The 14,729-nt window shown below is 36.6% G+C and carries 11 protein-coding genes and 1 pseudogene; 11 read left to right on the forward strand and 1 reads right to left on the reverse strand.

The window, feature by feature from the left end:
- From Q7A53_RS19080 to Q7A53_RS19105, 6 genes and pseudogenes are all read left to right on the forward strand, one after another.
- A pseudogene (locus Q7A53_RS19080) lies at positions 1 to 224 on the forward strand (hypothetical protein); the annotation flags it as partial.
- Positions 225 to 619: 395 nt separating this feature from the next.
- Positions 620 to 1,210 (forward strand): sigma-70 family RNA polymerase sigma factor, encoded by a 591-nt coding sequence (locus Q7A53_RS19085; RefSeq protein WP_411790800.1) that lies wholly within the window; start codon positions 620 to 622, stop codon positions 1,208 to 1,210.
- Entirely contained in the window at positions 1,203 to 2,507 is a 1,305-nt protein-coding gene (locus Q7A53_RS19090; RefSeq protein ID WP_411790801.1) for a DUF4030 domain-containing protein, read from the forward strand. Before Q7A53_RS19085 ends, Q7A53_RS19090 begins: the two co-directional genes overlap by 8 nt.
- Positions 2,508 to 2,653: 146 nt before the next feature.
- On the forward strand, positions 2,654 to 3,253 hold the full coding sequence (locus Q7A53_RS19095) for a hypothetical protein (protein WP_411790802.1): 600 nt from the start codon (positions 2,654 to 2,656) through the stop codon (positions 3,251 to 3,253).
- Positions 3,254 to 3,641: 388 nt separating this feature from the next.
- Positions 3,642 to 4,187: a sigma-70 family RNA polymerase sigma factor gene (locus Q7A53_RS19100; RefSeq protein WP_411790870.1), complete on the forward strand. Its 546-nt coding sequence runs from the start codon at positions 3,642 to 3,644 to the stop codon at positions 4,185 to 4,187.
- Complete coding sequence (locus Q7A53_RS19105; protein ID WP_411790803.1) at positions 4,188 to 5,477, forward strand: hypothetical protein; 1,290 nt, start codon at positions 4,188 to 4,190, stop codon at positions 5,475 to 5,477.
- A 491-nt stretch (positions 5,478 to 5,968) separates the two neighbouring features.
- Here Q7A53_RS19105 and Q7A53_RS19110 read toward each other — a convergent pair whose 3' ends face one another.
- Complete coding sequence (locus tag Q7A53_RS19110; protein WP_411790804.1) at positions 5,969 to 7,876, reverse strand: ABC transporter permease subunit; 1,908 nt, start codon at positions 7,874 to 7,876, stop codon at positions 5,969 to 5,971.
- 528 nt (positions 7,877 to 8,404) lie between these two features.
- Here Q7A53_RS19110 and Q7A53_RS19115 point away from each other — a divergent pair.
- The 5 genes from Q7A53_RS19115 (at position 8,405) to Q7A53_RS19135 (ending at position 14,595) form a co-directional block, all read left to right on the forward strand.
- Positions 8,405 to 9,070, forward strand: a complete 666-nt coding sequence (locus tag Q7A53_RS19115) for an O-methyltransferase (protein WP_411790805.1) — start codon at positions 8,405 to 8,407, stop codon at positions 9,068 to 9,070.
- Positions 9,071 to 9,556: 486 nt separating this feature from the next.
- Positions 9,557 to 9,775 carry a hypothetical protein gene (locus Q7A53_RS19120; RefSeq protein WP_411790806.1) on the forward strand — a complete coding sequence of 73 codons (219 nt, stop codon included), beginning with the start codon at positions 9,557 to 9,559 and terminating at the stop codon, positions 9,773 to 9,775.
- A gap of 297 nt (positions 9,776 to 10,072) precedes the next feature.
- Positions 10,073 to 11,086 (forward strand): LacI family DNA-binding transcriptional regulator, encoded by a 1,014-nt coding sequence (locus Q7A53_RS19125; protein ID WP_411790807.1) that lies wholly within the window; start codon positions 10,073 to 10,075, stop codon positions 11,084 to 11,086.
- A gap of 83 nt (positions 11,087 to 11,169) precedes the next feature.
- Positions 11,170 to 13,284 (forward strand): amylo-alpha-1,6-glucosidase, encoded by a 2,115-nt coding sequence (locus tag Q7A53_RS19130; protein ID WP_411790808.1) that lies wholly within the window; start codon positions 11,170 to 11,172, stop codon positions 13,282 to 13,284.
- 24 nt (positions 13,285 to 13,308) lie between these two features.
- Complete coding sequence (locus tag Q7A53_RS19135; protein ID WP_411790871.1) at positions 13,309 to 14,595, forward strand: ABC transporter substrate-binding protein; 1,287 nt, start codon at positions 13,309 to 13,311, stop codon at positions 14,593 to 14,595.
- Positions 14,596 to 14,729 lie beyond the last annotated feature (134 nt).

A 14,729-nucleotide genomic window follows, 5' to 3' on the forward strand; every position in this document is an offset into this window, starting at 1 on the left:
CTCATGAAAGTTGTTTAGAGAAAGAATATCGTTCACAGATAGCGATTGATTACGATGGTGAAAAATTCGATGATGAGTTTTATGCAGCTACCGTATATCTTTGGTATTATTCATCTGGTTACATTAAAGGGACTGGTACCCTGTTTGATTTAAAGAACAATGATTTTAAAATTGAGGTAGAGAAAGAGCTAAAAGAACTGTTAAGACAGAATTCTACCTTTTAAACTAGATCTCACGATTTCCCAAAAAACCCAAAGAATAATTCTATTGTCTTGATATCAAGTCTTCCGGTTTATGGAGCCTTTTTCAAACTAAGCGGATGAAAGTATTGAACTAACGGAGCAGAAGAGTTTAAGAAGGACGTTTACAACGTTGCTGTGTTTGGTTCGAGTAGGTAAGATAGAACCAAAAAAAGAAACATTGTCTTAGAAAACGCAGGCACTAGCTCAAGAAGAAAATAATGCTAAACAGAGCTTCTATTTAAATGGAAGCTCTGTTTTTACTTTACTTAAATATATACATAATTTTTATAGGTTATAGTTTTCCAAAGAATATTGAAACCAAAAACTAATTAATAATGTCTAAATATGTAAGGTGACGTTAATAAGGGGTGAATAGTTTGGAACAGGAGAGTAGCCAATTAAATAATCAAAAAAATATAAAAGAGCAAGACCATAGGGAGTTTCAAAATTTAGATAAGGAATATCTACTAAAGGAATTAATGAAAAAATACACTAACAAAGTTTATTTACTTGCTTATTCTTTTGTAAGAGATAAGGGGATTGCGGAAGATATTTCACAAGAGGTTTTCATAAAATGTTACCGCCACATTAATACCTATCGAGGTGAAGCAGCAATTACTTCTTGGATTTATAAAATTACTGTAAACACCTCGAAGGACTTTTTAAGGAAGCAAAAGTTATTAAAATGGAGATTTCCTCTAAAGAGTGAAGATCATCACAGTAAAATAGAAAGTTCAGAAGAGACAGTTCTTAAAATGGATAAGAAAGAAGAAATATTAAGTTTTGTATTTTCACTGCCATTAAAATACAGGGAAGTGTTAATTTTACACTATTTTCATGAGCTAAAAACCCTTGAGATTTCTGAGACATTGGATGTAAGTCTGAATACGGTTAAGACAAGGTTAGCCAGAGGAAGGAATAAACTAAAAGAAAAACTAAGGAGTGAAGGAGGAGAGAGCTATGTTTGACAAACTTCTAAATGAATCAAAAGACTATTATGAAAATAATTATGTCGATGAAGAAACTTCAGTGCGAATACAAGAACAGGTTCTAAAAAGAATTCGCAGGAAAGAACGAATGCATAAGAAAAAAAGTAAATTAATGTATTTCACTTATGCAGCAGCCACCGTAATAGTAATCTTAATTGGAACATCTTTTACTTCCTCCACGGTATCAAATGCCTTAGCTCAACTTCCTTTTTTAAATTCAATTTATGAAGAGAATTCAGACGCAGGATTAGTCACGGACGTAAAGAAAGAATTAAAACCAACATATAATATTGACAGAATAACCATTGATTATTCGACCAAGACCATGAATATTGGTGTTTTGGGAGAACAGAATTATTTAAATAAGGTAAAAGATAGTATTCAACAATCTGTTCGCGAAATCTTAGATAGAAAAGGTCTAGATGCATATAGTATCAATGTCTATCACGATAAAGGTAAAACAACAACTACTCGTGCGAAATTAAACCAGACTGATGAAACGAAAAGTATGGAATCAACAATTAAACAACAAATAAGTAACCATTATAAAATTGGAAAAGTTGTGCTTTTCCCACAAGAAAAAATACTAAGTTTGGGGGTTAAAGGTGATAGCTCATACTATTATGGTGTGAGTCAGTCACTCAAAAAGAATATTACCAAAATCTTAAATGAGAATGGTTTAAGTAACTACAAACCAGAAATTTTTCATCAAATCAAAGGAACAAACATGGACTTTATTTTGGAAGATACCTGGGAATCACTACAAAAAGTTCAAAGGCAGAGTCTCATCATACAAAACAATGTAGAACATGAATTGGCTAGGAAAGGTTATAAGATATATAGTGTTCAAGCAAGACCCAATCCTAAAGAAAAATTTATGTCCATAGAAGTGCTGCCTTCTGAGTTGAGACATAAAGAGATTAAAGAGTCCGCAATCAGAATACTAGAAAAAATGAATTTCAAAGGTTTTACTGTGAAAACATATAAAGCGGATTATCTACTATCTCCAGGGTGGACAAAAGTATTCACCTCTATTAACCAAGGTTTAATAGGTGTGAAAAAATATAAAGTAAATAATGTTGGTTTTTCTACTTCACCATTGACTCTAAGTGTTAACACATCTCTTAGCTCAAGTAATCCAGATGCAAATAAACTGGCAGAAGAGATTAAGAGTACAGTAAAACAGTTTGTTCAATCCGATGAAGTAAAAGAAAACATTCAAGAAGATGATTATATAATTAACATATATAGTGAAGATGGAAAAAGAATCAACTAAATACTAAGCGTTCTAAGAGAATTCTTTCTTAGAATGTTTAGGTTATTCATCTGAATCAATGGTTTAATATAAGTTAGAAACCGTTAGTTCGTTAAAGTAGGGAAGTTTATGGAAGAGGCGGGAGGCTGGGAGCAATTAAAAGGTCTTTGAAGACACTAATTTTTTTATTTATTATAATTGGGATAGGACTGCTCGGTTGTTCAAATCAAAAAATAAAAGATACCAAGGAAGTTATAGATGTTTCAAAAGGGGATGTTTCAAAACCAATAGAAGAAAGAAGTAAATCCCAAGCCCAAAAATTTGAACTATATCAAGGGAAACCATTACATATCGCTATATTAGGGGAAATACCTAAAGTAAAAGAAGAAAATATAAGGTTTACTAGAATTTCTTTTAGAAATCTAAAAAGGGAAAAATTAACTTCCTACGATGCAGTATTCGTCATGGAGGATACTTTTTCTGAAGCATCATCTAGCCAATACTCAGAAGTTTACTTGAATTCAACTATTCCTTATTTCTTTATTTCAGCCAATAGTTATATACCATTCATAGTAAGCAGTACTGAATTTAGTCCAAGTTGGAAGTGGGAACCAGGTAAAAATTATGCGGTTGGGGTTATCAACAATCCAAGTAAAGATAAATTGAACTTCTGGGGGTTTGGTTTATACAATGATAAAAAAACACAAGAACATATCGAAGAGGTTTACTCTAGGATATTTAAAGTAATTGAAGAACTTAGTCAATAATAAAAAATGATAATTTTTGAAAAAAGTAAATTTTGTTCATAACAGGTTTTCGAGAAGTTTTTCGAAAACCTGTTTTTGATTCATTGATCATTTTGTTAACTGTTCCTTAGGTACCGTAAAGATAGAATTTTCAAAGAGTTGATTTTTAGTTTTAATCAATTCAAGAACGATAAAACGAAATTCGTGATCATTAAGTAGCTTGTCCCTTCTTCAAGTACTATGAGGTAGTTACGGAAAGTGAGTGGTATTTGACCAAACGTCAAAAATAATTGCTTGTGAAAAATTGGGTAATTTCTCTACATCTCATATATATTTTATTCATTTTCTTGAAACCTAAATGCTAACTCGTTAGTCCTAAGAGTATAAAGGAGGGAGAAGAGTGGAAGAAATGTCATTTCAAAATAAAGAAAATCTTTCCGGTGAAGAAATAGATTCTATATTGGAACAAATTATGAATACTTATTCGAAACGAATTTATCTATTAGCTTATTCCTATGTAAAAGATAAAGAGAGTGCTGAGGATATTTCACAAGATGTTCTCATAAAAGTGTATCATCAATACAATCAATTTCGGGGAGACGCGGCTCTTTCTTCGTGGATTTACCGAATTACCGTCAATCGATCAAAAGATGTTCTGCGGCGTAAAAAACTAGCACAGTTGAAATATCCATTCAAGTATTTTGAAAAAGAACATTGGACGGAAAGCACAGAGAACAATTATGTGAAGAAAAATCGGAAGGAACAGGTGTTGAGAGCAGTTTTTTCCTTGCCAGTGAAATATAGGGAAGTGCTCACTCTTCACTACTTTCATGACCAATCCATTGAAGAAATGAGTACCACACTAAACACAAATGAGAATACCATCAAGACAAGACTTTCTAGAGGAAGAGAAAAATTAAAGTCGAATCCAATTATACGAGAGGAGTTGATTTAGTTGGGAGACTTATTCAAAGAGACTAAAAAGCATTATCAACAAGATTATTACAATGATATGATTCACCATAGAATAAAACAAAAGGTTAAAGAATCCATTAATCATAAACCGAATAAGAGGAAAAAGGTTACGTATTTAGCCTCAGCCGTCGTTATTTTTCTAGGTGTTCTCATAGGATCTGCCTTTATCTCTCCTTCCATTTCTAATGTCATGGCTGAATTTCCTCTTATTGGACATATATTCGATGATGAAGAGCCAGCACCTCTTGCATCGGAAATTAAGGATTATCTAATTTCCGAAGATTATCATATCCATGCAGTTAATTCTAACTTTCAACAAAAAGCATACGAAATAGAGGTACCTGGAGGCAATGCTTACTTTCACCAAGTGAAAGAAAAGATTCAAAACCATGCACAAACACTTTTGAAAGAAAAAGGGTTGGATGCCTATTCGGTTAAAGTGGTTCCATATGAAGAAGATACCCACACCCCTGTGAAAAAGAGCCAAGAACTTATAAATGAAGAGCAAAAAATCAAAGCTAAACTTAGTAATATGGGCTATTCTATCGGGCTAGCGTTTTATATACCGAATGCAGATACTTTTACTATAGGGGTTAAAGAAGACGAACAGACATTTAAAGATAACCAAGAGGTTGTAAAAAGTGAAGTGACTACCCTCCTTAAAGCTTTCCATAGAGACGACTATACTGTTGAGATTTTTCGATATGTAGAAGGGTCCAATATAGAAAATGTGGACTACGAGAGGTGGTCAAAAGCAGAAAAATCATGGAGAGAAATAACCATTCTTTCCAGCTATGTGGAAGAAGCTCTTTCCTCTAAAAACATTCCTTATCAAGGGGTGAATTTAAATTATCCTAATCATACTTTAACGGTCAGCGCATGGGGATTTCAAACTAATGCGGAAACTCTAAAAGCAGCGCTTCCGAAAAAAATAGATTCAGTGGACTCAGATTCTTATGATGTAAAAGTGAACATTTTAGACAGAGAAAAAATGGCAAAAGGAGAGAAAGCCCGTCAACTGAGTCGGCCATTGGCTATTGCTTTGGCAGGTCAGAAAGGATTACATGTGAAAACGGTGGGAGTGTCCCTTCAAAATGAAACGTTTAATATTTTTGTCAGTACCACGTTAAGTTCTAATAGTCACGATAAAGATCAAGCAATAACTGAAATAGAAAAACAGATTAAAGAATTCTTAACCTCTAAAGAAGGTAAGCAGTTTATTGAAGAAATAAAAATTCATGACAAGAATGGGAATGTTATCTCCGATTAACGATTTTAATTTAACTAATCTGATTATTAGACTAACCTATCTATCATAGATAGGTTAGCCTAATTAATGACAGGTATGACGACTATGACAGCTAAATTCATTTGTCATATAAGTAATGAGTTTTGGCAAACACTACTGCTGATAATTTGGTCATATTTTGGTCATGCATTATAGATTTTTATAGGTGATTAACGGATATTGTTCATAGTAAAAATCCTTTATAAACCTTTTTATGCCAACGGCTAAGACCACTTTAAGAAATTAAAGGATATTTGACTTTCCAAACTGGCAGTGTAGAGGTCAGCGGTTCGAGCCCGCTATGCTCCACTACCTTGAAACCCTTGATAATCAAGGGTTTTTTATATTTTTAGAGTATTTAATGTCGAAATCAGGTGAATAATCGCTATTCATCATGGACTATGTAATAGCAAATCCTAAACTCCTTTGACAGGGGTTTAGGATTTAATAGGTTCAATGAGGGAAATTTGAAGTTAATATCGCTCCCTTTTAATAATTGAATTTACTATGCCTTGAATGGATAGTATGAAAAGCATAAATAAAAACAATGAAGGTAAAACCTGCCAGTAGTTACCTGTCATTAAAGAATTTCGTGAAGAAGCTACTAAACCAGACCATTCATAGGTGGTAGAAATCGATGGACCGCCTAAAGCACCTAATTGAGGGATCGTCCCACCCAAAAAAAGAGAAAATAATCCCAAATGTATAAAGATATAGAGGGTTTGTATTGTATGCTGCCCCCACTGTTCTATAAGTCTAGAGAAAATATTAGGAGTTATATATTTAGTTAGAATTCTATAGTTACTTGCACCCAATACTTTAGCACTTTGAATATATTCTTTCCTGGTTAGATTTAGCATGTCATTTCCAATAATATTGACCATCATGGGTAATACGAGAAGAGTAAGTATGATTACTTCAAGAGTTATTCTCATCCACATTCCTTCGGAGGCACTTGCGCGATCAACCATTAATATCGGTAACAATAATAGGTAAGCAACAAGACTCAAAGGTAGAAATTGCATACCATCCGCAATAGATTTAATAACGTTCCTTATCATTTTTGGCAAGAAAAATGTATAGATAGCACCGAAGAAGTAACCGGAAAAGACTCTTAAAAATCCTATGAGTATTGAAAAAACTATCGTGAATTTTGCACCAACAATCAATTTCTCAAGAATTGAGTATCCATAGGCGTCCGAACCTAAGATTAATTCTTGAGAAGGAGGATGTGGCGGCGTACTTTTTATTGAACCGTCGGCAGCATGTATATATCTTATTTGTTTTACTGGATCATCAACTAACTGAGGATAAACAATGCTGGTTATTAGGATCAGGAATATAAAAAGAAATCCTATTGCAAATTGTTTTTCCTGCATATGAATTTTAAAAAAGTTAAGAGTACTTCTGAACTTATGAGGAATATGATGCCATATTTTTTTAATGTTTAGATCGCTTTTTACATCAACAAAATAAAGATTTACATAATTTCCTTCACGGACAGTATCTGAATTCGTATCATTTCTGAATAAGAGTAATTCCATTATGTAATAAAGGAAATAAAAAGGGGTGAACAGCATAGCTAACATTAGAAAATTATTAAATGGATCTAAATTAGCAGTAAAGTGCTGAATAACTCCAGGTATCATGAAAACTGTTTCAATAACGACTAAGCTGCTGAGCGTTATCCAGAGGACAGATTTCGATTGGTAAAATAAAGAGTGTACGATGTTTCTCATACAATGCTTTAATAACACTATGGTGTGAGTTAACCCTTTACTCTTTGCAAATTGACTATAATCTTTGTTTAACTCTTCTTTCAAAAGAAGAACGATCATTCGATAAAATAAAATGGCAGGGAGTAAGCCAAGAGAAATGATGGGAGCTAGATATATTTTTTCTCCATTGATATAGACAATATTCATAAGGAGCACGTCAGTATGTTGATAGAACCATACAATAAACATTTGGAATAAGAAAAGATAAAGAAGATCAGGGATAGCAATCGTAAATTCAGAGAGGAAAAATAGAAACTTACTCCATTTTCCGGGAAGAAGGAGCGTTATTATAGCTAAGATAAGACCAATTATTAGAGCAAAAATAAATGAGCCAACAAGTATTTTAAAAGAATATAAGTAATTGTTCCAAAAAAACTCTTGGATTGATTTCTCTAAAATCTGTAAAGTTCTAGGAGGATGATAGAGAATGACCCAAGTATCAGGATGAAATAATTTTTGAAAGATACTAATTATTGAGTTGAAAAATTTAACAAAAACCTTTTCTTTAGAAGAGAAAAATATGGGTGTACAACTGATAAACAGTATACCTAATAGTCCTAATAAATACTTACCAATAAATTTGAAGAATTCTTTTAGTAACAAAACGCTTCCACCTCAGAACCAATTTCTAAATTTACAGAGAAAACTTTAGTTATGTAAAGAAAATAAATTATATTTCATTTCTTCTTAAGTATGCTATTAGTAAACGCGGTTTTAATTATTCTCCCTTGAAAACTTGTAAATCATAAATAAAATAAGAATGATTACAATAACGAAGTAAAGCACGAACGGTAGTCCCAAAAATTGAACCACTAAAAAAGGGAAAATAAGTATAGCTAGTGTGTAAATAATAGTATTCATAAAATTAGTAAACATATTTATCTTTGTCTTACCTCCTAACAATTATTTAATAATCTACAAGAAAACTTTATCCGATTATTAATTTTTTTGGATGTCTTATATCACTCTTCTATATGAAGTTACTTCATTCCTTCCTAAAATTTCTTTATACTATAATATAAATATCAGGTGTGAAATGCTCCCTCACCAATTGCGGGGATAATTTCATGCTGCTTAAAGAAGTGAGAATTTTCAAATTCATCTGCAGCTAAAGCTGGGAGGTAGAAGATTATGAATTCGTTGTGGAAGCAAGTAGACGATTATTATAATGAAAAATTGAACACCATGGATCCTGTTATGGCCTCTGTTCTCCAAGCAAACAAGAAGGCAGGATTGCCGGCGATCGATGTTTCGCCATTGCAAGGGAAGCAGCTTTATTTGCTTGCTAAACTTAAAGGCGCAAAGAATATCTTAGAAATTGGAACACTTGGAGGCTACAGCACAATTTGGCTGGCTAGAGCTCTGCCGGAAGACGGTAAGATGATTTCGCTTGAATTCAGTGAGAAGCATGCGGCAGTGGCTCGGGAAAATTTGAAAAGAGCGGGTGTCGAACATAAAGTCGAAGTTTTAGTTGGACCAGCACTAGAAACGCTCCCTGTACTTGAGGAAAAAGGATTTTCTGATTTTGATTTCGTGTTTATCGACGCCGATAAAAGTAATAACCCGGGTTATCTCAAATGGGCGTTGGAACTTTGTGTTTCTGGTGCTGCAATCGTGGGAGACAATGTTGTTCGAAATGGGGAGGTAGTAGAACAAGAGAGTGAAGACGAAGGGATCAAAGGAATTAGAGAGTTCACAGACCTTTTGTCTACGGACAGTCGGATTGATTCGACAGCTGTTCAAACCGTAGGCAGTAAAGGTTACGATGGATTTGTTCTCGGGATTGTGGAAAAGTAACGTAACATAAGGTAATTAAAAAGGACTGTTCTCCGTAGTTTAGGGAACAGTCTTCTGCTGCTAAAGACATTCAACTGTTATTCAAACAGTGGGCAGTATAGGTTTTATCCTCGAGTTTGTTTATGAAAATATAAGGTCAATCATTTTTTCTTTCCTTATTATCAAAATAGATATATAAACTACCAGTAATTACTAAACCAATCATTAGGATCGTCCACCAAGGGTCATTGCTTATAGTTGAGTGATTTACGATGATTGTTCCTATGCAGAATAAAATTGTTATGGAAAGGAAAAATATTACCTTTTTAATGCTAATCCTCCTAGGGTGTTTTAAATTATATTACCTCTCTATTCAACGGGCCAAACGTTATCCAATGCATTCATGGAAAATTACGTGTGAGAAAGTTGATAAATTCTAAAAAGTCAAACAGGAATTTTAGTGATTTTTAAAGAAAAAGTATATATAGACAAAAAGGAGGAATACACATGGCAGAAGTATCTTCTATGAAACAAGCGGTGGATTTGCTACGGGGGAAGGGACTTTCCAATAGGGAAATCCTTAGTAATGTGGATAACAGCCATTTCCCTTTCGATGATGAAGAAGTCGTAATGACGTTCATTGATTTACAAATTGAATGTTCCTCTGATCAAGATTTTGACAAATTAGTAGCTTATTTATATCAATTTGATTTGAATGAATCATAGCACCATAAAGAAAGATAACCAAGAGGAACAATGAATACAAATAAGTCCCGCATCCAGAGACGGATGCGGGACTTATTTAAGTTAAAGTTTACCTGAAAATTTGAATTGAATTTAATTCTTTTATAGAACCAATTAAGAAGGTAGCTTCACTTCTATTCTACGCATAAAACTTCTGTGTCCCACTATGGTATGTAGGATAGATTTAGAATTAGAGGGTTGTAAAACGCTTTCAACCTATGTATAATCCAAAATAAGTTAATGATCCAAAACGTTTCGGAAAGGAAAATGTAAAAAGCTATGGCTACCATCAAAGATATTGCAAAACTGGCTGGAGTTTCCGTTACAACAGTTTCTAGAGCTTTAAACGGTTATTCCGATGTAAATACTAAAACCAAGCAGCGCATCGAAGAAATAGCAAAAGAAATCGAGTACAGTCCGAACGCTTTGGCAAGAAGTCTTGTGATGAATAAGACGAAGACAATAGGTTTACTGGTATCCGGGCTGTCACGGGAAGGAGCAAAGGATAATATTGTATTCGATGTACTTACAGGAATTAATGAATTTTGCGGTGCCGAAGAGTATGACCTTGTCCTTTTTAATACGACCACCTCTAAGCAGAAGGAGAAGACCTATGCTCAGTTATGCAGAGAGCGCCGGGTGGAAGGCGTCATAGTTCAAGGAATAAAGAATGACGATCCCTATCTTCAAGAGATCTTTGACAGTAATATTCCGTGCGTTCTAATTGACGTACCGGTAGAAAGTGAAACAGCTGGGTATGTCACAACGGATAACGTCGATGGAATAATGAAAACAATTAGGCATCTAGCAAAGCTTGGACATGAAAACATTGCCATGGTAAATGGCCATGATCAGGCTTTTGTAAGCAAAGAACGATTTAAAGGTTTTGAACTGGGTATGCTTGAAGCCGGACTGACTGTTCGTAACGAATGGGTTTGCGATGGAGAATACAGTGAAAGAAAAGCTCAAGAGGAGGCCCTGAAGCTGCTAAACACTTATCCAGAAATTACAGCTTTTGTATGCGCGAGTGATCTTATGGCACTCGGGGTGGTGCGTGCAGCTAAAGAGCTGGGACGGAAAGTTCCGGACCAATTATCGGTAACAGGTTACGATGATATTACCCTTGCTTCCTACGTGACCCCGGCGCTTACTACAGTAGCTCAGGATTGTTTCCGAATGGGTTATGCTGCTGCAGATCTGCTGCTAAGTATTCTTCGTCAAACTTCAGGGGACAGAGTACGATTGATTGAAAATGAATTAAAGATAAGAAATACGACAAAAGAAATAAAATAAATTTTTTTATGAAAGTTCCGAAACGTTTCGGATGTTATTTTTTTAACCAGAATTCAAAACGTTTCGGGTAAAGGGGTGTATGAATGGATTACCGTGTTTTGAAAGACAATGAATTATTTTTACTAACAGATAAAGGTGGAGATATTCCACTTGAGCATCCTTATGGGCTTGGACTTTATAGACGGGATACTCGGTTTTTAAGCGAAATGTCACTGACAGTTAACGGTGAACCATTGGTCCTGCTGAAATCGGAAGCAGGTAAAAGCTATGAGTCTTCTATACTCTTAACAAACTCACATATGGAAAAGGATGGTGTGCTTGAACTCTGGAGGGAATCGATAGAAATTGAAAGGTTCCGCTATATCTCGGAAGACGTTCTATATGAAACAATTCGAGCGAAAAGCTACTATCCAAAACCTGTCAGCTTTTCATTGGAGCTTTCCTTTGAAGCAGACTTTGCGGATATGTTTATCGTTCGAGGATTTCAGCATGGTGAAGTGGGAACAAAGCATGAAACGAAAGTAGAGGATGATCGTCTCATCTTTAATTACACAGGTTCGGATCAAGTCAACCGGTCCACACAAGTGATTTGGAATTCTTCTTCCGGAGCTGAGGTGGAAGGAAGCACGATCGCTTTTCCATTTGAATTAGCACATGAAGAATTGAAAGAAGTAACCGTACGGGTGGTCGCTCTCGTGGGTGAGGAGAGGAAACAGCCACTACCCGCGCATCAAGCCTTTCAAAATCTTAAGCAATCGCATGAAAAATGGAAGGATACGGCGATGAAAGTAGTCACAGATCATCAACCGTTGAACCATCTGATTGAGCGAAGCGTACAAGATCTTCGTGTACTGTCAACTGATGTTGGGTTCGGACCATTTTTTGTAGCTGGTCTGCCGTGGTTTGGTGTTCCTTTTGGACGCGATAGTTTGATTGCAGCTCTTCAGGTGCTTCCTTTTCACCCGGAGATAGCTAAAGGAACTTTAAGGACGATGGCCCGTTATCAAGGCACAAAGAAAAATGAATGGCGAGATGAGGAACCGGGAAAAATTATGCACGAAATCCGCTATGGCGAGCTGGCGAATACGAATCAGGTTCCTTTCACCCCATACTACGGAACGGTTGATGCGACACCTTTATATCTGGTGCTTTTAACGGAATACGTAAGGTGGACAAAAGATATAGATTTATTTAAAGAACTACTTCCGAGTGTTGAAAGCGCTATCGAATGGATCGATCAATTTGGCGATCGAGATGGGGATGGATTTATCGAGTACCATCAAGCATCTAGTAAAGGGATAGCCAATCAAGGATGGAAAGATTCAGCAGATTCTATTGTCCATAGAAACGGGGATTATGCCAAATCGCCGATTGCTTTAGCAGAGGTTCAAGGGTATGTGTACCAGGCACGACTTGGAATTGCTGAGATGTACCAATCTACGGGCAATTCTAGAAAAGCGGAAAAATTGATCTCCCAGGCATCCCGCTTAAAGAAAGAATTCAATGAAGCTTTCTGGATGGAGGATGTTGGATATTTTGCAATAGCCTTGGATGAGCATAAAAAACAGGTCGGTACGATTACCTCCAACCCAGGGCACGCATTGTATGCTGGTTTAATAGAAGAAGGTAAACAGAAACAGGTGCTAGATTCACTCGTTTCCCCAAAGATGTTTTCAGGTTATGGAATTCGGACGATGGCAGAAGGGGAAGCCGGGTACAATCCGATGAGTTATCACGATGGAAGTGTATGGCCTCATGATAACAGTTTGATTTTGCTTGGGATGGGTTTTGTTCAGGGTCATCACCAAGCTAATGTTGTCATGGAGGGACTGATCGAGGCATCGCGTTCTTTTGAATATGCGCGCCTTCCGGAATTGTTTTGTGGCTATGGAAGAGAAGAAGGAAAGCCGGTCCCTTATCCGGTTGCTTGTTCTCCGCAGGCATGGGCAGCCGGTACTTCCTTAACGTTTGTTCGGACGATGCTAGGTCTTTACCCCACATATGACAGCAGGGAAATTATACTTACTCCAAACTTTGTGAGCGGAATGAACGAAATGTCAGTCCAGGACATGCCATTAGCTGGGGGGAAAGTCTCTTTTACCGTCAAACGTCGAGGAGAAAAGTACGAGCTCGATGTTAAAGCAAACTCCAGTGGTTTGAATATAAATCTTCAATTCGAATCACAAATTCACATATAAAACTTTTGAAGGGGTAGATACATGATGAAAATTAACAAAATACTGGCTGCTGTTGGGGTAACTGGAATGTTAATGGGAACTGCTCTTACGGGATGCAGCAATGATACTTCCGGACAGAAAGACGAGGGTGGAAGCGATGGTAAACAGGTAACCGTCGAACTTGCGGGCTGGGGCAGTACTCCCGAAGAGAAGGAATTGCTGGACCAGACACTTAAGGAGTTTGAAGACTCTCATCCGAATATCAAAGTTGAGCATGAAGTCATTGCCGATCAATACATGGATGTGATGAAAACTCGTCTCGTTGGGGGAGAAGCTGCGGATGTATTTTATCTCGATGCATTTGAAGCTCCCGGGCTTGCTAAAACTGGGGTGCTCGAACCTCTCGACGATTATGTGACGGAAGAATTCGATATCAATGATTTTCAGGATCCGCTGTTAAATGCTTTCAAGCTTGATGGGAAACAGTACGGATTTCCGAAAGACTTCTCTACCCTTGCCTTATTTTACGATAAGGAAGCATTTAAAAAAGCAGGCCTTGAAGGTCCTCCCAAAACGTGGAATGAACTTAGAGAATATGCGAAGAAGCTGACAGTAGATGAAGACGGAGACGGTGAACCGGATCAATACGGTCTGGGTTTCTCTTCTGAGCTTGCTCGTCAGTTCTATAAGCTAAAGCCTTATGGAGCGAAGGTCGTGGATAAGAACAATGAAGCAGCTTTCGCGAGCGATGATGCGATTGACGCCCTGGAGCCAATTGTTGAAATGAAGAAAGATAAAATTGCCGCTCTTCCTTCTGATACTGGAACAGACTGGGGCGGAGATATGTTCGGTCAAGGGAAAGCAGCCATGGTGATTGAAGGCAACTGGACCGTCCCATTCCTTGAAAGCAACTTCTCAGATAAGGACTATGCAACAGCTGAACTCCCAACCGTTAATGGGGAGAAGGCAACAGCTGCGTTTACAGTGGCTTATGTAATGAACAAACAATCGAAAGTGAAAGACGCTGCGTGGGAATTAATTTCCTACCTTACTGGTAAAGAAGGAATGAAAACTTGGACAAGCAAAGGTCTTGCTCTTCCGACTCGGGAATCGGTAGCGGCTGAGCTTGGATTTGACCAGGATCCCATTCGTAAAGCATTTGTCGACGGAGCGTCTTATGCTCAGCCTTGGCAGGCAGGACCTAATCTTCCGACCATTAATAATAATTTTAACAACCAGTTCACCAGCGCTCTATTAGGCGATCAATCTCTTGATGATGCTCTCCAGAAAGCTCAGAAAACGGCGAATAAGGAAATAAAAGCATCTAACTAAATGAACGTGAGAGTTACTGATAGTTAACTGAAGGGAGGGCCAGATCCCCTCCTTTCATCCTTGACTTTCATCTTAATGAAACAGACTAAGGGCAATCCTTAATGAAAGAGGTGGCGATATGGAACCGGCTAGAA

This window comes from Halobacillus rhizosphaerae, from assembly GCF_046719735.1.
In the GTDB taxonomy this organism is placed as follows: Bacteria; Bacillota; Bacilli; order Bacillales; family Halobacillaceae; genus Halobacillus_B; species Halobacillus_B rhizosphaerae.